Source organism: Clostridium taeniosporum (assembly GCF_001735765.2).
GTDB lineage: Bacteria > Bacillota > Clostridia > Clostridiales > Clostridiaceae > Clostridium > Clostridium taeniosporum.
Genome location: NZ_CP017253.2, coordinates 466,805 through 489,078 on the forward strand (window position 1 = coordinate 466,805; position 22,274 = coordinate 489,078).

Here is a 22,274-nt window from a genome sequence, read left to right on the forward strand (position 1 = left end):
AAATGTGATTTAAAGTATAAAAAAAATAATTGTGGAAAATATTACAATAAGGGAGGCGTTTATTAATGAAAAAAATTATAACTATTATATTTATGATTTTTGCATTGTTAATGAATATTTACTTAATATTTTATTGGAAACCTAACGATACAAAATTAGTAAATATTAAAAATAATGATAGTGTAGAAGCAGTATCATACTCTAAATCTATATATAAAGTTAATAAAAATATAATAATGGATGTTATATCTGATGAGGATAAAAAACAATTAAATATAATAATGGATAAATTATCAACAAGCGACATGGGAAAAATAGAAGAGGCATTTAATTTAGATGATGAGAATAAGGGGATAATACAAGCTTTTAAAATTTTTAAAACTAGATTATCAATTCAGGATTATTTAGATTTAAGAAATATTTTTTCTAAAATTATAGATATTAATTACTTAGATTCATATTTAAATAAATAATATAAATTATATAGTATACAAAAGTATTTTAAAGTAATATAAAGAAATATAAATATAATTACTAAAAATGGGTATATAAAAGACTTGAAATATGATTGAATTGAATATATACTAGTCATTGTTGATTGGCAACAGCTCAACAAAATAAAAAAATAAAAGTATTTGGAGGAATTCCCGAGTGGCCAAAGGGGGCAGACTGTAAATCTGTTACGTTTCGTTTCGATGGTTCGAATCCATCTTCCTCCACCAATTAATGGGCGCATAGCTCAGCTGGGAGAGCATCTGCCTTACAAGCAGAGGGTCACAGGTTCGAGCCCTGTTGTGCCCACCATTAATTTAAAAAATAAATACTTATGCTGGCATGGCTCAACGGTAGAGCAGCTGACTTGTAATCAGCAGGTTGTAGGTTCGATTCCTATTGCCAGCTTCAAAAATCTGGAGGAATTCCCGAGTGGCCAAAGGGGGCAGACTGTAAATCTGTTACGTTTCGTTTCGATGGTTCGAATCCATCTTCCTCCACCAATTAATGGGCGCATAGCTCAGCTGGGAGAGCATCTGCCTTACAAGCAGAGGGTCACAGGTTCGAGCCCTGTTGTGCCCACCATTAATTTAAAAAAATAAATATTTATGCTGGCATGGCTCAACGGTAGAGCAGCTGACTTGTAATCAGCAGGTTGTAGGTTCGATTCCTATTGCCAGCTCCAAATCTGGAGGAATTCCCGAGTGGCCAAAGGGGGCAGACTGTAAATCTGTTACGTTTCGTTTCGATGGTTCGAATCCATCTTCCTCCACCAAAAAAGAATAAACTTTAGTTTATTCTTTTTTTATTTACATTAGATTTTTAATTAATAGAAATTAGAATAATTATAATTAATTATCTTCTTCTAAATACAAATTAAAATATTTTAGTAATAAAAATTATTGTTGACTAAGTATATATGATATGCTAGAATACCTATGAAAATTAAATTAATATACTCTTATCGAGAGAGGTGGAGGGAAAGGGCCCTATGAAACCCGGCAACCTGTTTACACAAGGTGCCAATTCCTGTAGATTTATTAATCATAATCTACAAGATAAGAAAAGGATTATTGAATTAGTACTCTTCTTATCGAAGAGTTTTTTTGTTATTTAGGAATTCATATTTCTAAATAATATGTGGATAATTTAGATTATATTTTGTTTGAAGATTAAGAAATAAATCAAAAAAATAATCATATGTCGCATCATTAGTTTTGAATTGGATTTGGAAATGATGAATGACTAAAAAATCAATGATTAACAGTCGTTTGCGATTTTGTTATTTTTCAATAATTTTATATTATTTATAGTTTTGTGTATGAATTTAAGAAAATATTACGATAAAGAGTAGAATGAAGGGAGAAAGAAATGAGAAGATTATTTACATCAGAATCAGTTACAGAAGGGCATCCAGATAAAATGTGTGACCAAATTTCCGATGCTATTTTAGATTCTATCTTAGAAAAAGATCCAAATGCAAGAGTTGCTTGTGAAACATGTACTACTACAGGATTAGTTATGGTAATGGGAGAAATATCAACTAATTGTTATGTTGACATTCCAAAAGTTGTTAGAGAAACAGTTAGAGAAATAGGATATGATAGAGCTAAATATGGTTTTGACTGTGATACTTGTGCAGTTATGACTACAATAGATGAACAATCATCAGATATAGCTATGGGAGTTGATGAAGCTCTTGAATCTAGAAAAGGTGAAAAAGATGATGTAGAAGCAGTAGGTGCAGGGGACCAAGGTATGATGTTTGGTTTTGCTACTAATGAAACAGAAGCATATATGCCATTACCTATCCACATGGCTCATAAATTATCTAGAAGACTTACAGAGGTAAGAAAGAATGGTACTTTAGGTTATTTAAGACCAGATGGAAAAACACAAGTTACTGTTGAATATGAAAATAATAAACCAAAAAGAATAGATACGATAGTTATTTCAACTCAACATGGCGAAGAAGTGTCATTAGAAACAATAGAAAAAGATATAAAAGAACATGTAATAAATGCAGTAGTTCCAGCTGAATTATTAGATTCAGAAACTAGATATTTTATAAATCCAACTGGAAGATTCGTTGTAGGTGGACCACAAGGAGATTCAGGATTAACAGGAAGAAAAATAATAGTTGATACGTACGGTGGATATGGAAGACACGGTGGTGGAGCATTCTCTGGAAAAGATTCAACTAAGGTTGATAGATCAGCAGCTTATGCAGCAAGATGGGTAGCTAAAAACTTAGTTGCAGCAGGTGTTGCAGATAAATTAGAAATACAATTAGCTTATGCTATAGGAGTTGCAAAACCAGTTTCTATTGAAATTGATACTTTTGGAACAGGAAAAATGCCAGAAAATAAGGTTGTTGAAATTGTAGAAAAAGTATTTGATTTAAGACCAGGTGCTATAATAAGAGATTTAGATTTAAGAAAACCTATATTTAAGCAAACAGCTGCTTATGGTCATTTTGGAAGAACTGATCTTGATTTACCATGGGAAAGATTAAATAAAGTAGAAGAAATAAAAAAATACATCTAAAAGTTAATATAATTTTAGATAATTAATAAAAACTTATTTTGCTCCTAATATATTAGATAGCAGAATAAGTTTTTTGTTCTTTAGTTAAAACATATATAATATTATTTTTAAAATATTATGTCCATACTATAAATAATATATATTTAAATTTTTATAAATATATTATTCATAGTATAATATTAATTAAAAAATATTTGTATATGTATAGTGATATTTTTAATATTTATAAGTTATAGTTATTAGCTTACTTTATTTTAGGCACATTCAAATAAATAACTAATCAATATGCTAGTTTATTTTGTGAACTATTTCTTCCTTGAAACATACTAATAGTACAGCTATTAGCAGAACTTAAGTCATTGTATTTCATAGAATATTCATTACATATTTGACTTTTTATTTATTTTAATATGCCACATGTATATATAAATATATTTTAAAATAAATTTATTTTGATGATTTGGAGAGATTATATGGAGGTCATAGATGGCTTTGTTGAAAATATTGTATTTAAAAGTGAAGAAACTGGTTATGTAGTTTGTAAAATTAGAATTGATAAAGGACTTATTAATGCTGTTGGAATAATTCCTTTTATAAAAGAAGGACAGAGTGCAAGGATAAAAGGAAATTGGATTGTACATAAGCAATTTGGCCGACAGTTTGAAATATCTGAATTTGAGGAAGTTTTACCAGATTCATTAGATGGAATAGAAAAATATTTAAGTGCAGGAATAATACATGGAATAGGACCTGTTACAGCTAAAAAAATAATAAACAAGTTTGGCGAGCAAACTTTAGATATACTTGAAAATCATATAGAAAGATTAATGGAAATAGAAGGTATAGGAAAAAAGAAATTTATGATAATCTATGAATCCTATATGGAGCAAAATGGATTAAAAGAAGTTATATTACATCTTCATAAGTATGGATTAAGTAATAATCAATGTATGAAAATATATAAAAAATTTGGACCATCATCTAATCAAGTAGTTTCGGAAAATCCATACGTATTATCAGAAGAAATAACTGGAATTGGATTTAAAACAGCAGATAGAATTGCAATGAATCTTGGGATAAGTGATAATTCTGAATTTAGAATAAAAAGTGGTATAAAACATGTAATAAATCAATTTTGTTCGTTAGGAAATACATATATGCCTAAAGAAAAATTGCTAGAGGAATGTGAAAAACTTTTATCAATTGAAAGAATATTAATTGAAGAATGTTTGTATTCAATAGCAGCTACTAAAAATATAATAATAGAAAAAATTGATAAAGATGAAGTTGTTTATTTATTACCATATTATTATTGTGAATTAGGAGTTACAAATAAGATAATAACATTAGGAATGCAAACAATACAAACTATTAATTCAGATTTAGATTTTGAGATAAATATATTAGAAAAAGAATATGATATAAAGTTTGCTGAATCCCAAAGAGAAGCAATACTTGGTGCCTTTAATAATGGTATTGAAATAATAACAGGGGGACCAGGTACAGGTAAAACTACCATAATTAAATGTATAATTGATATATACGAGAAGAACGGAATGGAAGTAATACTAGGTGCACCAACAGGGAGAGCTGCAAAGAGAATGACAGAATCAACTGGACGTGAAGCAAAAACTATACACAGATTGTTAGAAATAGGTGTATCAGAAGAGGATTCTGCATTTGGAAAGAGTGAATCATCTCCATTGGATGCAGATGTAATAATTATAGATGAAGCTTCAATGATAGATATAATGCTTATGAATAACTTATTGAAAGCAATAAATCTTGGTACTAGATTAATTATAGTAGGAGATGTGGATCAGTTACCATCAGTAGGTGCAGGAAATGTATTGAGAGATTTAATAGAGAGTGAATATATTAAAGTTGTAAGATTAAAGGAGATATTCAGACAAGGAAATGAAAGTTTAATAACAACTAATGCTCATAGAATAAATCAAGGTGAATTACCTATTTTAAATAAAAAAGATAAAGATTTTTTCTTTATAAGTGAAGAAAATTTAAACAAAACAGTAAGTGTTATCATAGATTTAATAAATAGGAGACTTCCTAATTTTAATAAGCAGTGGGATAAGCTTAGAGACATGCAAGTTTTAACTCCTATGAGAAAAGGTATACTGGGCGTTAATAACTTAAATACAAATCTTCAAAATGTATTCAATCCTTCATCAAAGGATAAAAAAGAAAAAAATATGAAAGAAATTGTTTTTAGAGAAGGCGATAAAGTAATGCAAACTAAAAATAACTATTCTCTAAAATGGATTAGAATTAAAGGTGATGGAGAATATGAAGGAATTGGAGTATTTAATGGAGATTTAGGCTTTATACAAAGTATAGATGAAGAAAATAAAAGTCTAACTATAATATTTGATGATGAAAGAAAAGTTATATATGATTTTATGTATCTAGATGAATTAGATTTAGCATATTCTACTACAATACATAAAAGTCAGGGAAGTGAATTTAAAGTAGTAATAATACCTGTGTTTATGGGAAGTCCTTTTTTGATGAATAGAAATTTATTATATACAGGTATAACTAGAGCAAAAGAACTAGTTGTTGTTGTTGGTGTAAAAAAAGCTTTAATTTATATGACAGGAAATACGAATATAATGGAGAGATATTCAGGGTTAAAATATAGAATTAAAGATATAATGATTAATGCCATAGAATAGCATAATATTATAATTTATAAAAAGGAGATTTAAAAATGAGCAAAAATAATCAATTTGATTATGAAGAATTAAATTATGCAATAGATAAAATAGCTCATTGGTATAAAAAAAATATAAAAATTTTAAATATAATTACAGTGCCATTTAATACTTCATATATATTCTCAGATATAATAAATGAAATCTCTATGCAAGGTGGAAAAGTGTTGTATGTTTGGGGAAATAATAGAGAAAATAGAGAGCTTTTAACTTTACTTAGAGAAATTAATCAGGATATAACTTATTCTTATATTGAATGTGGTAAAGGAATTACTAATTTAACATTTGCAAATGAAAGAAATTTAGGTCTTATTAGGGGAAATTATGATCTTATTATATTTGACGATATAGGGTATTTTTCCAATATTGATAACTTAAACATAAGAAATAAAATTGATATTTGTTCTGTTTTAAGTAATAAAATAATATTTTATGGAATTGAAAAAACAACTTTAAATGGAGAATTAATTGAAATATTACCATATAATTGTGAAAAGCCTTTTGTTGAACCTAGAATACTTACTACTAGAATAAATTTAAGTTTAGATATACCATATAATTTATATGAATACCTTAAGTGGTTTGTAAATATGAAGAAAAAGGTAGCTATTTATACACCAGATAAAGAAAAATTAAATTTAGTTTATGAATATTTTGAAAATCAACTAGTGATGAAAGACGTAAAAGCAATAAAGGTATCAAAAGTAGAAGAATTTAAAAGGTGTAGCAGAGTATTAAAGTATAAGGATAAGGCAATATTTATAATAACAGATAAAGTTAAGGAGTTGAGTGAATATTGTTTTGTTAATGATGCAGTTGTATTATTTGCTGATGATATTAGGTACACTTATAAAAAAATAATGTATTTATGTGGGAAAATAGGACAAATAAACAAAGAATTACCTGAAGTTTTGTTAGTATCTAATAGTATTTCAGAAGATATTGATAAAGCGAAAAGTGTATTAAGGGAATATAATAAAAAAGTATGGGAAAAAAATTTAAAAATATAATAAGAATTATATATGAAAGCATAATTTCAATAATATACCCAACTGAAAATTATTGTATTTTATGTAATAAAGTTGACTATAATGGAATATGCGATATTTGTAAGTCAAAAATTACACGTATTAAAAGTTGTGATGATGAAATAATAAGTTATGGGTATTATGGTGGTGCAATAAAAGAATTAATACTTAAATTTAAGTATAAGCATAATTTTACCGCTGGAAATATTTTAGCAGAGTTTTTAGAAGAATATATTACAGAAAATATAGAGTATAAAGATTTTATTATTACTTACATACCTATGACTGTTAAGGATGAAAGAAAAAGAGGGTTTAATCAGTGTGAGTATATTGCAAAGAGAATTGCATATTCTTTAAACATAAAATGTGAAAAGATTCTTATAAAAATTAAAAATACTAAAGAACAAAAATTATTAAATAAAGATGAAAGAGAAAAAAATATAAATGGTTCATTTGATATTGTAAAAAATATTAATTTAAAAATAAAAAATAATACTTATTGATGATGTTACAACCACGGGATTTACAATAAGAGAGGGTTATAATGTGTTAAAAAAATATGGCGCAAAAGAAATAAAACTATTGACCTTAGCGAAAAGTCATATATAATAGTAATGTAAAGCTAGGTTTGTGGTTGAAAGTCGATGCTAGTCGCAGGCAAAACGATCCACTTAAGTTAGACAAAATGTCTAATGAGCATGGTGCGGTATAGAAGTGAGTCCTGCCACTTATGAAGAGTGAGAGGGTTAGTAGTGAGGAATTAATTTTTAGTAGCAAAACCTCCAGCAGGCGGGTGTGGGGGCAAAAACCAGGTCAACTAGCTTTACTTTTTTTATAGGGTTTAAAGTAATATTTTACAATAAAATAAAAAATATAGAAAATAATAGTTCTCTGTAAATTCTGAATGTTCTTCTTGTTAAGTAATTAAAAAAGTAGTAAAATATAATTATAAAATTAGTTTAATTAATTTTTTCTTTTTTTGAAAAGGTTTTATACAGAGAGGGGCTGAATTTTTTATGAAAGTAACAGTTATAGCAAAAAATATTGAGTTAACTAATGCATTAAGAGAGATGGTCGAAAAAAAGGTTTCAAAGCTAGGAAAATATTTTAATTCTGATATAGAGGCTAAAGCTACTTTAAGCGTACAAAGAAATAGACAAATAGTAGAAGTCATGATACCGTTTAATGGAGTGGTTTTAAGAGGCGAAGAGGCTAATGAGGATATGTATAAAGCTATAGATTTAGTTGAGGAAAAGCTAGAAAGGCAAATTAGAAAGCAAAAAACTAAATTGTCTAGAAGAAAGAATGGTTCAATGAAATTTGGAGAAATGTTTAATTTACCTTCAGTTGAAGAGGATGATGAAGAGTCCAAGCTAGTTAAAAGAAAAAGATTTGGTGTTAAACCTATGGATGTAGATGAGGCTATACTTCAAATGGAATTGGTAGGACATAACTTCTTTGTTTATCAAGATGCAGATAGTAATAAAATAAACGTAGTATATAAAAGAAAAGACGGAGATTATGGATTATTAGATCCAGAGTATAAATAACGTATAAAATGTAATCCTCTAGTAATTTGCTAGAGGATTTTATTATGTGTAAAATTAACTTTAGAATAAAAAGTAAAATAATATAAATTAAGAATATTTTAAATTAGATATATTTAGATAATCTACTTTATACTTATGATGGAAAATTGATATTAAACAAAAAAATGTAAATTTTATTGAAAATAATTGATATAGAATGTTATAATTATAAAATGTACGATTTGCAAGAAAGTAAATTACTTTTAGGCATATGAAAATAAATATCAAGTCAAGGACAAAACGGATATTTTGTGAAATACAATGACTTGGGTTCTGCTAATAGTTTTGCTATTAGTAGGTTCCAATGAAGAAGTAGTTCACAAAATAAACCAGTATATTGACTAGCTATTTATTTGAATGTGCCTTATTAGCAAAATATGTAGTTTGAAAGGATGACATTATGGGATTATTAAGTGCCGTATTTGGAACATATAGTGAAAGAGAAGTAAAAAGAATTAGACCTATTGTCAGTAAAATAAATGAATTAGACGAAGCTATGCAAAAACTTTCAGATGATGAATTAAAGGCAAAGACTGTAGAGTTTAAAGAAAGACTTAATAATGGCGAAACATTAGATGATATTTTAATAGAATCATTTGCTGTAGTTAGAGAAGCATCTAAGAGAGTATTAAATATGAAACATTATGATGAACAACTTATAGGGGGTATTGTTTTACATCAAGGTAGAATAGCAGAAATGAAAACTGGAGAAGGTAAAACATTAGTAGCCACTTTACCAGCATATTTAAATGGATTATCAGGCAAAGGTGTTCATATAATAACAGTTAATGATTATCTTGCAAAAAGAGATGCTGAGCAAATGGGAGAATTATATGGATTTTTAGGTCTAACAACAGGGGTAATTGTTCATGAACTAACTAATGAGCAAAGAAGAGAAGCCTATAATTCAGATATAACATATGGAACAAATAATGAATTCGGTTTTGACTACTTAAGAGATAACATGGTTATATATAAAGAAGAAAGAGTTCAAAGAAAGTTAAACTTTACTATAGTAGATGAAGTTGACTCTATATTAATTGATGAAGCTAGAACTCCACTTATAATTTCTGGGCAAGGAGAAAAATCTACAGAATTTTATAAAGTAGCAGATTATTTTGTTAAAACATTAGTTCAAGAAAAAGATTATACAATAGATGAAAAAGCTAATGCAGTAATGTTAACTGATGAAGGTGTTGAAAAAGCTGAAAAAACTTTTAAAGTAGAAAATTATGCAGATGCAGAAAATGTAGAATTACAACATTATGTTACTCAAGCATTAAAAGCTAACTATGCAATGAAAAGAGATAAAGATTACATGGTTAAAGATGGCGAAGTAATAATTGTTGATGAATTTACAGGAAGACTTATGGAAGGTAGAAGATATTCAGATGGTCTTCATCAAGCCATAGAAGCTAAAGAAAATGTTAAGATTGCAAGAGAATCTAAGACATTAGCTACTATAACATTCCAAAATTATTTTAGAATGTATGAAAAATTATCAGGTATGACAGGTACAGCTTTAACAGAAGAAGGTGAATTTAGAGAAATTTATGGATTAGATGTTATTGTTGTTCCAACTCATAAACCAATAGCTAGAATTGATAATCCTGACTTAGTATTTAAAACTGAAAATGGAAAAATAAAGGCTGTTGTTGATGAAATAGCAAAGGCAAATAAGGTAGGTCAGCCAGTTTTAGTTGGTACTGTAAGTATTGAAAAATCAGAATTAATTTCAAGTATGCTTAAGAAAAAAGGAGTTCCACATCAAGTATTAAATGCGAAATTCCATGAAAAAGAAGCAGAAATAATAAGCCATGCTGGAGAAAAAGGTATGGTAACTATAGCTACTAATATGGCTGGTAGAGGTACTGATATCAAGCTTGGAGATGGTGTTCTTGAAATTGGTGGACTTAAGATAATAGGTACTGAAAGACATGAATCAAGAAGAATAGATAACCAATTAAGAGGACGTTCTGGTAGACAAGGAGATAAAGGTGAATCAACATTCTTTATTTCATTAGAAGATGATTTAATGAGAATATTCGGATCAGAAAGAATTCAAGGTGTTGTTGAAAAACTTGGTCTTGAAGAAGATGAAGCTATTGAAAGTAAGCTTGTTTCTAAATCTATAGAAAATGCTCAAAAGAAGGTTGAAGGTAATAACTTTGATATAAGAAAAACATTATTAGGTTATGATGATGTTATGAATAAACAAAGAGAAGTTATTTATAAACAAAGAACAGAAGTTCTTGAAGGTGAAGATGTAAAAGAAGAAATATTACATATGTTAAAAGATGTAATAGCAGATGCAGTTAATATTCATATAAAAGATGATTCAGAAGATTATAGAGAAAGCTTTTTATATTTACTATCACACTTAGATGAAGTAGGTATACCTACAATGGAAATTAATTTACCTGCACTTTCAGATATGTCAAAAGAAGAAATAATTGAGAACATATATGATATTGCAGTTAAAGCATATGAAGAAAAAGAAGAAGAATTTACACCTGAAAGATTAAGAGAAATTGAAAGAGTTGTTCTTTTAAGATCTGTTGATACAAAATGGATGGATCATATAAATAATATGGATAACTTAAAGCAAGGTATTGGACTTAGAGCATTTAAACAAGTAGATCCTGTTCAAGCATATCAAATGGAAGGTAGTGCTATGTTTGAAGAAATGATAGATTCTATTAAAAATGAGACTATAAAAATGCTATTCCATGTTAAGGTTGAGAAAGCTCCTGAAAGAGTAAGGGTTGCACAAGAAACAAACGCTGTTCATGGAGATAAGCAATCAACACCAGCAGGTCCTGTTAGAAATCTTAATAAATTTGGTAGAAATGATCCATGTCCATGTGGAAGTGGAAAGAAATTTAAAAATTGTTGCGGTAGAGAAGCTTAAAAAATATTGAAAATAAATAAAAGTAAAAGATGAGACAAATATTTTGTGAAATACAATGACTTGGGTTTTGCTAATAGTTGTTATATTAGTAGGTTTTAAGGAAGAAGTAGTTCACAAAATAAACTATCATACTGACTGGTTATTTATTTGAATGTGCTTTAATCCGTATGTAATAGTATAATAAATTCCGTAGAAGTTTCATAATAGAATAGAGTTATGAAATTTGCTACGGAGTTTTTTAAATAATAGCATTATTTTTTATCAACTGTTACAATAAAAAATGTGTGGATAACTCAAATAAATTGTTTATAAATATAATTAATTTATAAAATAAAAAAATGAATTTAAAGAGGTGAATATATTGATTATTGAATTAGAAAAAGAATTATTAAAGCTTTCTAATCTTAAAAAATCTATATTTGAAATGAGTGAATCTCTTTGACAAAGAACACTTAGAAAAACAATTAAGTGAATTAGAATTTCAAATGCAAGAAGATGGCTTTTGGAATGATATTAAAAGAGCTGAAGAGGTAACTAAAGAAAGCAAAAGAATAAAGGACAAAATTCAAAGAATTGAAAATTTACAATCTAAACTTGATGATATTGAAATTTTAAAAGAAATAATGGATGATGATGATGAAGAGTCTGCCACTGAAATTATTAATAATATAAAAGAAATTGAAGAAGAAATTGATAATTATAATATGGAAATTTTATTGTCAGGTGAATATGATAAAAACAATGCAATACTTACATTACATGTAGGTGTTGGTGGAACAGATGCAAATGATTGGACTGAGATGCTTCTTAGAATGTACACAAGATGGTGTGAAAAGAAAGATTATAAAGTAGAAGTATTAGATTTACTTGAAGGTGATGAAGCTGGTATAAAGAGTGTTACTTTAAAAGTAATAGGGGAATATGCTTATGGATATCTTAAAGCGGAAAAAGGAATTCATAGATTAGTTAGAATATCTCCATTTAATGCTAATGGAAAAAGACAAACTTCTTTTGCATCGGTGGAAGTATTACCAGAACTTACAAAAGAACAAGACATTGAAATAAAGTCAGAGGATATTAAAATTGACACGTATAGAGCATCTGGAGCTGGCGGTCAGCATATAAATAAAACAGACTCGGCAGTTAGGATAACACATATTCCTACAGGAATAGTAGTACAATGTCAAAATGAAAGAAGCCAATTTTCTAATAAAGATACTGCTATGGGAATGCTTAAAGCAAAGTTGATAGAGTTGAAAGAAAGAGCTCACAAAGAAAAGATTGAAGATTTAACTGGTGAATTAAAGGATATGGGATGGGGAAGCCAAATACGTTCATATGTATTCCATCCATATAATATGGTTAAAGACCATAGAACTAATGTAGAGGTTTCAAATGTCACATCAGTTATGGATGGAGACCTAGATTTATTTATAAATGCATATTTAAAGAGTCAAGATTAAGGAAAAAAGCTATCTCAAAATATATTTTTATATGAGATAGCTTTTTTATTATTCAGAGAAAATTATAGAATTTTAAAATATATATTTTTAAAAAGTCTTAAGATTTTTAACCAAAACTTTCAATTCTAAATGATTGACTCTCAACTAAAAAGAGTGGTGTAACCACTTTGTTATTTTATAATTAAATAATAAGAATTTTATTTTTTGTTTATATACTGTTTAATTTTTTTACTTAAATTAGGTAAGAAAAATATAAATAAAAATAATATAAATAAAAATAATATAAAATTATAGTTATAAAAAATTAGTCTAAAATCATTGTAAGCATAATCAAAAATTTCATCATAAGCTACAGAATAAACTTCATCAATTGCTTTTGTATCAATGAAATTTACTTTATCATTTGGAGTATGAATTTTTGATACATCAGAATGACATAGTGTAACAGCATCCATGCCCATATTAGTAAAACTTGCATGATCACTGCAATCTTCGAATTGAATTTTATAATTTATATGTTTTTTCTCACAAATTAATTTTAATGAGTTTAATAGATTAGTATCATCGCTTTTATTATTTTTACATACTGATCCACCCATTATAGAAATAGGAGTATTATAGGCTCCTATCATATCAAAATTAATTATTTTACTATCTTTTATAATGTTTTTATGATTTTTAGCAAACTCTGAAGAGCCAAGTAATCCAAATTCTTCTCCAGTTAATGCAACAAATATAATATCTCGTTTTGGTTTTATAAAACTTGATAAATTTTTTGATAGCTCCATTAAAAAAGCTGTACCAGAAGCATTATCTAATGCTCCACTATAGCAATTATTTAAATAATCTTGTCCAACATGATCGAAATGAGCAGTAATAACAAGTGGCGGTAAATTTTTAGAAGTGCCTTTTATTACACCAACTATGTTGGAAGTTTCTTTTTTATGCTTTGAATAAGGTAAAGTAATACTAATTAAATTAGTGCCTCTTAATGAATCTAATATATCATTATACAATTCTGTAGTTATAGCAATTGAAAATTGATAATCAGATTTATCGTTAAATGAACTTCTAAAAGAAAAGTTTTTACATAAAGGGGTATAAAATAAATATTTTTTTCCGTCATGATTTATTGTTAAAGAAGTACGGTATATATTAATTGTATCATCTTTGTTAAAGGTAACTGAGCTTTCGTTAAAATTAAGTAAGTCTTCTTTATAATCAATACCATATTTATATTCATGTAATATTTTACCTTTATTTAATATTTTAAATGATGGTTTATTTCCATTAGTAAAAGGTGTGTTAACATAGAAGCTTTCCTTATAATTTTCATTCAATGGAGTTAAATCAATATTTTTAAACCAATCTTCTATAAAATCAGCAGCTTTTTCATTGCCAGTGGAGCCAGTTAATCTACCTTCATATTCATCTGATGAAATTATTTTTATATTATCTTTAACATTTGAAGAATTAAAATGATAATATGTAGTTTGAAGGAATATTGAAAAAATTATGGCTATGAATACTAATAATAAACTGCTATAATAAATAAACTTTTTCATTGTTAACCTCTCTTAAATTATTTCTCATATTAGAGTTTATTAATATTTAATTAACAATATGAAATATATTTTTTTATAAATATAGGAAAAATATATACTGTAAATAGTTACATGAAAAGAAATAATTGAAAACAATAGTTAAATAAGTTAGAATATGATGGATATAATTTATAATGGGGGTATTATTTATGGAAAATATTTCGAATAATCAACAACTTCCACCAGAAGTAAAGAAGTGGAATTGGGGAGCATTTATGCTAAATATATTTTGGGGTATAGGTAATAATAGCTATCTTCCTCTTTTATGTTTAATTCCGTTTTTTAATATAATATGGATGTTTGTATGTGGAGCAAAGGGAAATCAATGGGCATGGAATAAAGGGAATTATTCAAGTGCTGAAGAATTTTTATTAGTTCAAAAAACTTGGAATAAAGCTGGATTAGCATATTTTATATTTACAGTTGTTATAATTTTATTATACATATTCATTTTCAGTACATTAATAGCTAGAATGCTTACAATGAACTACTAAAAATAACATAAAAAATATAAGCTACTCATAAAATGAGTAGCTTATATTTTTTATTTATGCTTTTTTATAAAACATGTCAATAATGCAATAAATAGATGTAAAAGCTAAGCAAATATAAATATACATATTTAAGCCTGACTCTAATATAGATATTATTCCACCAATAATTAGATTTAACATGATAACTATATTAATAAACTTAAAAAAATTGGAGTCATTAGTTAAGATCACATTTATAGATGAAAATATAGTTAATATAAGAGTTAAGAAATAAAATATGTTTCTTAAATCTTGAGAGTAGTCTATAACTTTTAATTTATTTAAAGATAGTACTAGTATAAAAAACAATAATAAAAATGAAGTAATTTTATTAACAACTTTAATCATCTATATCACCTCTTATTACAAATATTTCCAATTATAATTATACAATTAGGTTTACATAAGAGCAATAAAAATAAAAAAATATATTCCATAATATGTAAAATAAATATATTATCTATAATAGTGCAAAAATGCTTGAATAATTTTACAACTGAATAAAATAAAAAAACATTTATGATAAATCCTTGTTATAATTGAGTTCCCACACAACAACGACAGCAAGGAGCTATACATAAATGTTTCAGAACACAATTATATCAGATGAACTATCAATACACAATTTTTTTAAACAACTAAATTTTGATTTATATCTAACTAAGCCACAATTAAATCATCTAGAAAGTATCATGAATGCAATGATTTCAAGAGGTTACAATGGTAAAGTGTCTGATATAGCGGAGCTTGCTTCGCATACGCATCGAACAAGTATCACAAGATTTTTATCAAAGAGTACTTGGAATGAAACACTTTTAAGCAAATCATTGAAGTCCCTAGTTTTACAACTAATATGGAATAAATCAAAAGAAACTAAAAAACCTATATATTTTATTATTGATGACACTATTTCAGAGAAAACTAAGCCCTCGTCAAAGGCTAAAAATATTATTGAAAAGTGTTCATTTCATAATTCTCATTTAAAAGGTAAAACAGTATATGGTCATCAAATTTTAGTTTCATTGCTTTCTTGTGATGGGTTAGTACTTCCTTACTCAATAGATATCTATGATAAAGATTCTATGAGTAAAATAGAATTAACTCAAAATTTAGTTGAATCACTACCTAAACCTGAAAATAAAGGTTATGTTTTGTGCGATAGCTGGTATAGTTGTAAAGCTATTTTTAATAGTTCCATAAAAGCTGGTTACAGCTATATAGGAGCTTTAAAAACTAATAGAGTTATTTATCCCGAAGGACATAAAAGATTAGGAATCAAACTTCACAAATTTGCAACAACTTTAAATATAGATGATTTTAACCTTGTCACCGTTAAAGATAAACAATACTATATTTACAACTATGTTGGTGATTTAAAAGATAGAAAAAATGTTTCAATTGTTCTTAGCTACCCTAAAGATTCATTTCAAAAAGAAGGAGCATTAAAAACATTTATTTCTTTAGATACATCACTAAATCCTTTAGATATCTTAACTCAATATACTGACCGATGGGCGATTGAGCCATTTTTTAGAGATTGTAAATCTTATTTAGGTCTTAATGGATATCAAGTAAGAAGTGAAAAGAGCATCAACAGATATCTTACAATAATGATAATAAATTATACCTATTGTAAATTGTATTCTAATAGCTCATACCACTTTAATACTGGATATAACTGTGCTAAGAAAGATTTAGAAAAATCTAAAATTATATATATCTATAAGGCTGCCGCTAACGGAAAGCCGTTAGACGAAATTTTTAAAACATTAAAAATAGCTTAGAAATCTATTTGGTTATTCAACTGTAAAATTATTCAAGTAAAAATGCACTATCATAGTATTATAAGTAAATATCAATTGTTGCTTTAGTAAAGGGTTAGTTCTATATTATTGTTAAAATATGCATATAATATTGCTATTAATTTAAATAAGTTTATAATAGTAGTAGTCATTTAAAATTTTATAAATTTAGTCTGTTTAAAAATATTAGAATATAAGCAGTGAATTATAAAATAAATTTGATAATTTTTATGTAGTCATTAGGAGGATAGCATGAGATCTATAGAAGAAAGATTAGCATCAGAATTAAATTTAGGATTAACTCAAATTAATAATGTAATAAGTCTTTTAGATGATGGAAATACAGTTCCTTTTATATCAAGATATAGAAAAGAAGCAACAGGAGGTCTTTCTGATGAAGTATTGAGAAAGTTATCAGAAAGACTTACTTATTTAAGAAATTTAGATGAAAGAAAAAATGATATTAAGAGATTAATTAATGAACAAGGAAAATTAAATTCAGATATTGAAAGTGCATTAGAAAAGGCAACAACATTAACTGAAGTTGAAGATATATATAGACCATATAAACCTAAAAAGAAAACAAAAGCTACAATAGCTCAAGCAAAAGGATTAAAGCCATTAGCTGAGTTAATACAAGGTGGAATTTTTAAAGGGGATTTAAATGAAGAAGCATCAAAATATATTAATGAAGAAAAAGGTGTATTAAAAGCAGAAGAAGCTATTCAGGGATCACTAGATATAATCGCTGAAAACATATCAGATGAAGCTAAATTTAGAAAACATATAAGAGAATTAATTATAAAAGAAGGTTTTATTGAATCTAAAGGTAGCTCAGATGATACAACTCCATATGAGATGTATTATGAATATAAGGAAGAGGTTAATAAGATACCTCCACATAGAATATTAGCTATTAATAGAGGAGAAAAAGAAAAGATATTAAGTGTAAAAATTACAGTTAATGAAGAGAAGATAATAAGATATTTAGAAAACAATATTTTAACTGGAAATGAAGTATTAGATGATAAATTAAAATTAGCAATAAAGGATTCATTAAAAAGATTAATATATCCATCAATAGAGAGAGAAATAAGAAATGAATTAACTAATATTGGTGAAGAGGGAGCTATAAAAATATTTAAAGAGAATTTAAAAGCTTTATTATTACAAGCTCCTATAAAAGGTAAAGTTGTAATGGGTTTTGACCCTGGTTTTAGAACAGGGTGTAAAATTGCTATATTAGATGAAACAGGTAAATTTTTAGAGAATATAGCAGTATATCCAACACTTCCTAGGAAAGATGTTTCAGGAACTAAGAAGAAATTAAAAGAATTAATTTATAAATATGATGTTGATGTTATATCACTTGGAAATGGTACAGCTTCTAGAGAATCAGAAGAAGTAATAGCTGAAATGATAAAGGAAATAAAAGATGAAACAGGTAAAGAGATATCATATGTAATTGTATCAGAAGCTGGAGCATCAGTTTATTCTGCGTCAGAACTTGCTACTAAAGAATATCCTAATTTAGATGTTACTGTAAGAGGGGCAATATCTATAGGAAGAAGACTTCAAGATCCACTTGCAGAATTAGTTAAGATTGACCCTAAAGCTATAGGAGTAGGACAATATCAACATGATGTTACTCCTAAAAAATTAGAGGAATCATTAGCGGGAGTTGTTGAAGATTCTGTTAATACTGTTGGAGTGGATTTAAATATAGCAACACCATCTTTATTAACATATATATCAGGAATAAATGCTACTATTGCAAAAAATATTGTGGATTATAGAGAAGAGGTTGGACATTTTACTTCAAGAAAAGAACTTTTAAAAGTAAAAAGGCTTGGTAAAAAAGCATATGAACAATGTGCAGGATTTTTAAAGGTTGCTGAAAGTAAAGAAGCTCTTGATAATACTTCTGTACATCCGGAATCATATAGTGTTACTGAAAAGTTAATTGAAATTTTAGGGTATGGCAAAGAAGATTTAAAAAATAACAACTTAAATGATATAGATAAAAAGGCAGAATTAATAGGTATAACTAAACTAAGCAAGGATTTAGAAGTAGGAGAACTTACATTAAAAGATATAATAAAAGAATTAAAAAAGCCAGGAAGAGATCCTAGAGATGAAATGCCTAAGCCTATATTAAAAACAGGAATAATAGAACTTAAAGATTTAAAGCCAGGAATGGTTTTAAATGGAACAGTAAGAAATGTATCTGATTTTGGTGCTTTTGTAGATATAGGAGTTCATCAAGATGGTTTAGTTCATAAAAGTCAAATGGCAAATAGATTTGTAAAACATCCATTAGATATAGTTAAAGTAGGAGATATAGTTAAAGTTAGTATATTAGAAGTTGATGAAAAAAGACATAGAATTTCATTAAGCATGAAAAATGTAGATGAAAAATTAGATGCTTAGTAGAGATAAAAATAAGTATTATAAAGATTTATAAATACAATTTAAAATAAAAAATAGACTGTTTCAAAATAATCTTAGATAATATTATTTATGAAACAGTCTTTTATAGATTAATCATTTGCATTAAAAATATAATATAAATTAAATAGGGGAGTTAAATATGGATAAGGAAAGAATTTATACTAGCAGAAAAAATATAGTTATATTAGCAATTATATGCTGCATCTTATGGGGAAGTGCATATCCTGCTATAAAAGTTGGTTATAGTTTATTTAATATAAGTTCAAATGATATAGCTTCAAAATTAATATTTGCAGGATATCGATTTGCTATTGCTGGGATTTTAGTATTGTTATTAGAAATAATTAATAAAAAGAATATATTTAATTATTCCTTAAAAGAGTTTGGGGAAATTGCATTATTAGGTTCTACACAAACAGCTTTTCAGTACATATTTTTTTATATTGGATTATCTTATACAACAGGAGTTAGGGGATCTATAATAAATGGAACAGGAACATTTGTAAGTATAATATTAGCACATATAATATATAAAAATGATAAATTGAATTTTAATAAAGTTATAGGGTGTATAATAGGGTTTACTGGAGTAGTAATTGTAAATTTAAATGGACAATCAATTACGGGACAATCATTTTCTATAAATGGCGAAGGTTCATTAATGTTAGCAGCTATAATTTTTGCATCATCAGCAATATATGGTAAGAAAATAACTCAAGATAAAGATGCTTCAATAGTTACTGGATATCAATTGCTTATAGGTGGGATTATATTAGTCATATTAGGATTTATATTTGGAGGAACTTTAGAAGGATTTACTTTAAATTCAACACTACTTCTAATGTATATGGCTTTATTGTCATCAGCAGCTTTTGCTATTTGGACACAACTTTTAAAATTTAATAAAGTCGGGGTAATATCAGTATTTAATTTTTTAGTACCTATATTTGGAACGTTATTATCAGCTATATTTCTTAAGGAGAATATATTTGATATAAAAATTTTAATATCGCTAATATTAGTGTGTTCAGGTATATTTTTAGTTTATAACCAAAAGGAAATATTGTTAATTAATAAATCTAAAAGAATAAACAATAATAAATGTATTTAATAAATGTTAACATATTAATTTAAAGATAGAATAAGTTATACATTGCTAAAAATATTTCTTATATTTTTGGATTCCATAAATCATCATTTAATTACGAAAAATAGTAAATTTATAGAAAATAAATACGAAAATATTGGTAAGGAGGTATTTATGGAAATAATTTTTGAATACGAAGAAAAAGGAAATTTAGAAATTAATAGTGTAGCTGTGATAGGAAGCTTTAATAATTATGATCCTGCTCAAGGAAGTATGATTAAGGAAGGGAGTAAGTGGATTTTTAAATGTGATCTTTTAGAAGGAGAGCATTATTACAAATTCCTTATAAACAATGAATTAAAACTTAATGATCCGTCAGCAAATGTATATTTACCAGATGATAATGAAGAACTTTGGTCTGTAATTATAATAAATAATAACAATCAAAGATTATATAATAATAATCAATATACTGTTCATGTTGATTCATATAATGTAACTTGTAACATTAATGAAGAACAAAAAGCTGTAAATAAAAAGATTTTTAATGTGTTACTAGATAAAAAAATTGTTACAAGATTTGGATTTACAAATGTAAGTGGATTGCATAGTGTTACAACAGCATGGTTTACTCCTAAGGGAGAATTATATCAAGTAGTAGAAAATAATTTATTTGCTACTAAAGAAAATGAAAAAGATCCAATATTAATGTGGTTTTGGATGGATTTAAATAATTCTCATAGAAGTAATTGTGGACTTTGGACAGTTAAATTATTTATTGATGGTGAATTTGTGTTAGAAGATCAGGTTAGATTATTAGAAAACACTTCTTATACAGCTCAAGGTAAAATGAATTAAAATATACTGAAAGTGAAGTGATAAACTATGATAAAAGCTATAAATGTTAATACAAATATTAATAACAGTATAAATAATATAAATCAAAAAAATAATAAAATTAAAAGTAAGAAAACTATATCTAATAATGAAAACAATATAAATATAGATAAATATAAAGCATCAATATTAAAAAATGCTTCTACAGAAAATCAAGTATCTAAAACAAAGGATACTACAAAAAGTTCAATAGGGAACTTTTTTGAAGGCTTAGCTTCTACTGCAAGTGCAGTAAAAAATGCTGTGACTTCAGTAGGCAATAATGTTAGTAAGACAATCGTATCTGTAAGTGAAAGCGTAAAAAATACTGTAACTTCAGTTTCAAAAAGTGTCGTAGATGCTTCAAATAAAATAAGTAAAACTATAATGGATGTTTCTAAATCAGTAACTAATACTATAAATAAAACATCAGCACAAATAGCAAGTACAGTTAAACAAGTAACAACTACAGCATCCCAATTAAAAGAATCTGCATTAAATCTAAAAAATGCTGTTACTGATATGATTAGTATTGGAAGTAAGACAGCAGTTTCTGTTGGGGCTGACGTTTTAGAAGTAGGGGTTAAAGTTGGAAGTGCTATAACAGAAATAGGAATGGTTACAAACAATCCTAATAACGGAATAATAAAGAAGGCAGTAGCTACATTTACTATTGCTAAAGATGGAATATATTCAATAAAAGATCCTGTAGTTAGAATTAAAAATACTCTAGTTAAGGGATATGAAGATATGTCTAAGAGTTATAATGAAGCAGTAAAGAATTTTAATGATTTAAGAAATTCTATGGAAGTTACTAAAGAAATACCTAATGCAATAATTTCTACAGGAAAAGAAGTTATATCAAATGTAAAACTTATTGCAAATGATGTAAAAGAAGCAAGCGTTAATGTATTTAACACAGTAAAGACTACTACAACTGATGTTAAAAATACTGTATATAACGGTATTGAAGAAGTAACTAATACTGTTAAAGAAAATTATGAAAATTGTAGAAATGATGTTACAAAAGCTATGAATACCATTGAAAATAATAAAGGAATGTTTTCTCCACAGTTAGCATAATAATATTAAGCCAGTAAAATACTTTTATAGTATTTTACTGGCTTTTTCAATAGTGTAGAGGAATGTATAGAATTTT

Annotated in this window: 14 protein-coding genes, 7 tRNA genes, 1 pseudogene and 1 riboswitch; of the genes and pseudogenes, 21 read left to right on the top strand and 1 reads right to left on the bottom strand. The window is 26.8% G+C overall.

Annotated features, from left to right (window positions below; all coding sequences use genetic code 11):
* The first annotated feature begins 65 nt into the window (after positions 1–65).
* The 15 genes and pseudogenes from BGI42_RS02315 to prfB all read left to right on the top strand — a co-directional run bounded on the left by BGI42_RS02315 (position 66) and on the right by prfB (position 12,762).
* Positions 66–473 (top strand): hypothetical protein, encoded by a 408-nt coding sequence (locus BGI42_RS02315; RefSeq protein WP_069678777.1) that lies wholly within the window; start codon positions 66–68, stop codon positions 471–473.
* Between the two features lie 164 nt (positions 474–637).
* A tRNA-Tyr gene (locus BGI42_RS02320) sits at positions 638–722 on the top strand.
* 6 nt (positions 723–728) lie between these two features.
* A tRNA-Val gene (locus BGI42_RS02325) sits at positions 729–804 on the top strand.
* A 24-nt stretch (positions 805–828) separates the two neighbouring features.
* Positions 829–900 (top strand) — tRNA-Thr (locus BGI42_RS02330).
* A gap of 10 nt (positions 901–910) precedes the next feature.
* Positions 911–995 (top strand) — tRNA-Tyr (locus BGI42_RS02335).
* Positions 996–1,001: 6 nt separating this feature from the next.
* Positions 1,002–1,077 (top strand) — tRNA-Val (locus BGI42_RS02340).
* Between the two features lie 25 nt (positions 1,078–1,102).
* Positions 1,103–1,177 (top strand) — tRNA-Thr (locus BGI42_RS02345).
* Between the two features lie 5 nt (positions 1,178–1,182).
* Positions 1,183–1,267 (top strand) — tRNA-Tyr (locus tag BGI42_RS02350).
* Positions 1,268–1,450: 183 nt separating this feature from the next.
* Positions 1,451–1,557: riboswitch (SAM riboswitch) on the top strand.
* A gap of 306 nt (positions 1,558–1,863) precedes the next feature.
* Positions 1,864–3,039 (top strand): methionine adenosyltransferase, encoded by a 1,176-nt coding sequence (gene metK, locus BGI42_RS02355; protein ID WP_069678778.1) that lies wholly within the window; start codon positions 1,864–1,866, stop codon positions 3,037–3,039.
* A gap of 473 nt (positions 3,040–3,512) precedes the next feature.
* On the top strand, positions 3,513–5,732 hold the full coding sequence (gene recD2, locus BGI42_RS02360) for an SF1B family DNA helicase RecD2 (RefSeq protein ID WP_069678779.1): 2,220 nt from the start codon (positions 3,513–3,515) through the stop codon (positions 5,730–5,732).
* A 35-nt stretch (positions 5,733–5,767) separates the two neighbouring features.
* Positions 5,768–6,781: a hypothetical protein gene (locus BGI42_RS02365; RefSeq protein ID WP_105165894.1), complete on the top strand. Its 1,014-nt coding sequence runs from the start codon at positions 5,768–5,770 to the stop codon at positions 6,779–6,781.
* Positions 6,757–7,408 (top strand): annotated as a pseudogene (locus tag BGI42_RS02370) (ComF family protein). Before BGI42_RS02365 ends, BGI42_RS02370 begins: the two are co-directional and overlap by 25 nt.
* Positions 7,409–7,815: 407 nt before the next feature.
* The gene (gene hpf, locus BGI42_RS02375) at positions 7,816–8,349 is read left to right on the top strand and encodes a ribosome hibernation-promoting factor, HPF/YfiA family (protein WP_069678781.1); all 534 of its coding nucleotides are present in this window, start codon (positions 7,816–7,818) and stop codon (positions 8,347–8,349) included.
* Positions 8,350–8,788: 439 nt separating this feature from the next.
* Positions 8,789–11,299 carry a preprotein translocase subunit SecA gene (gene secA, locus BGI42_RS02380; RefSeq protein ID WP_069678782.1) on the top strand — a complete coding sequence of 837 codons (2,511 nt, stop codon included), beginning with the start codon at positions 8,789–8,791 and terminating at the stop codon, positions 11,297–11,299.
* A gap of 361 nt (positions 11,300–11,660) precedes the next feature.
* Positions 11,661–12,762 (top strand): peptide chain release factor 2 gene (prfB, locus tag BGI42_RS02385; protein ID WP_420825927.1). Its coding sequence is split into 2 segments (ribosomal slippage): positions 11,661–11,729 and positions 11,731–12,762, totalling 1,101 coding nucleotides; the frame shifts between segments, so codons are not numbered across the junction.
* Positions 12,763–12,959: 197 nt separating this feature from the next.
* On the opposite strand, the gene BGI42_RS02390 is transcribed toward prfB, so the two are convergent.
* Positions 12,960–14,327: a M28 family metallopeptidase gene (locus BGI42_RS02390; RefSeq protein WP_069678784.1), complete on the bottom strand. Its 1,368-nt coding sequence runs from the start codon at positions 14,325–14,327 to the stop codon at positions 12,960–12,962.
* A gap of 188 nt (positions 14,328–14,515) precedes the next feature.
* Here BGI42_RS02390 and BGI42_RS02395 point away from each other — a divergent pair, with 188 nt between their 5' ends.
* The 6 genes from BGI42_RS02395 (at position 14,516) to BGI42_RS02425 (ending at position 22,198) form a co-directional block, all read left to right on the top strand.
* On the top strand, positions 14,516–14,860 hold the full coding sequence (locus BGI42_RS02395; RefSeq protein WP_069678785.1) for a ribonuclease G: 345 nt from the start codon (positions 14,516–14,518) through the stop codon (positions 14,858–14,860).
* Positions 14,861–15,480: 620 nt separating this feature from the next.
* The gene (locus tag BGI42_RS02405; protein ID WP_069678787.1) at positions 15,481–16,683 is read left to right on the top strand and encodes an IS701 family transposase; all 1,203 of its coding nucleotides are present in this window, start codon (positions 15,481–15,483) and stop codon (positions 16,681–16,683) included.
* 270 nt (positions 16,684–16,953) lie between these two features.
* Entirely contained in the window at positions 16,954–19,131 is a 2,178-nt protein-coding gene (locus tag BGI42_RS02410) for a Tex family protein (RefSeq protein WP_069678788.1), read from the top strand.
* A gap of 160 nt (positions 19,132–19,291) precedes the next feature.
* Positions 19,292–20,263 carry a DMT family transporter gene (locus BGI42_RS02415; protein WP_069678789.1) on the top strand — a complete coding sequence of 324 codons (972 nt, stop codon included), beginning with the start codon at positions 19,292–19,294 and terminating at the stop codon, positions 20,261–20,263.
* 150 nt (positions 20,264–20,413) lie between these two features.
* Positions 20,414–21,097 (top strand): early set domain-containing protein, encoded by a 684-nt coding sequence (locus BGI42_RS02420; protein ID WP_069678790.1) that lies wholly within the window; start codon positions 20,414–20,416, stop codon positions 21,095–21,097.
* 27 nt (positions 21,098–21,124) lie between these two features.
* Positions 21,125–22,198, top strand: a complete 1,074-nt coding sequence (locus BGI42_RS02425) for a hypothetical protein (protein WP_069678791.1) — start codon at positions 21,125–21,127, stop codon at positions 22,196–22,198.
* Positions 22,199–22,274 lie beyond the last annotated feature (76 nt).

Coding starts and splice junctions, on each gene's coding strand:
- BGI42_RS02410 (WP_069678788.1), top strand. CDS start 16,954: ATGAGATCTATAGAAGAAAGATTAGCATCAGAATTAAATTTAGGATTA.
- BGI42_RS02315 (WP_069678777.1), top strand. CDS start 66: ATGAAAAAAATTATAACTATTATATTTATGATTTTTGCATTGTTAATG.
- BGI42_RS02365 (WP_105165894.1), top strand. CDS start 5,768: ATGAGCAAAAATAATCAATTTGATTATGAAGAATTAAATTATGCAATA.
- BGI42_RS02405 (WP_069678787.1), top strand. CDS start 15,481: ATGTTTCAGAACACAATTATATCAGATGAACTATCAATACACAATTTT.
- BGI42_RS02415 (WP_069678789.1), top strand. CDS start 19,292: ATGGATAAGGAAAGAATTTATACTAGCAGAAAAAATATAGTTATATTA.
- BGI42_RS02420 (WP_069678790.1), top strand. CDS start 20,414: ATGGAAATAATTTTTGAATACGAAGAAAAAGGAAATTTAGAAATTAAT.
- hpf (WP_069678781.1), top strand. CDS start 7,816: ATGAAAGTAACAGTTATAGCAAAAAATATTGAGTTAACTAATGCATTA.
- BGI42_RS02395 (WP_069678785.1), top strand. CDS start 14,516: ATGGAAAATATTTCGAATAATCAACAACTTCCACCAGAAGTAAAGAAG.
- metK (WP_069678778.1), top strand. CDS start 1,864: ATGAGAAGATTATTTACATCAGAATCAGTTACAGAAGGGCATCCAGAT.
- recD2 (WP_069678779.1), top strand. CDS start 3,513: ATGGAGGTCATAGATGGCTTTGTTGAAAATATTGTATTTAAAAGTGAA.
- BGI42_RS02390 (WP_069678784.1), bottom strand. CDS start 14,327: ATGAAAAAGTTTATTTATTATAGCAGTTTATTATTAGTATTCATAGCC.
- secA (WP_069678782.1), top strand. CDS start 8,789: ATGGGATTATTAAGTGCCGTATTTGGAACATATAGTGAAAGAGAAGTA.
- BGI42_RS02425 (WP_069678791.1), top strand. CDS start 21,125: ATGATAAAAGCTATAAATGTTAATACAAATATTAATAACAGTATAAAT.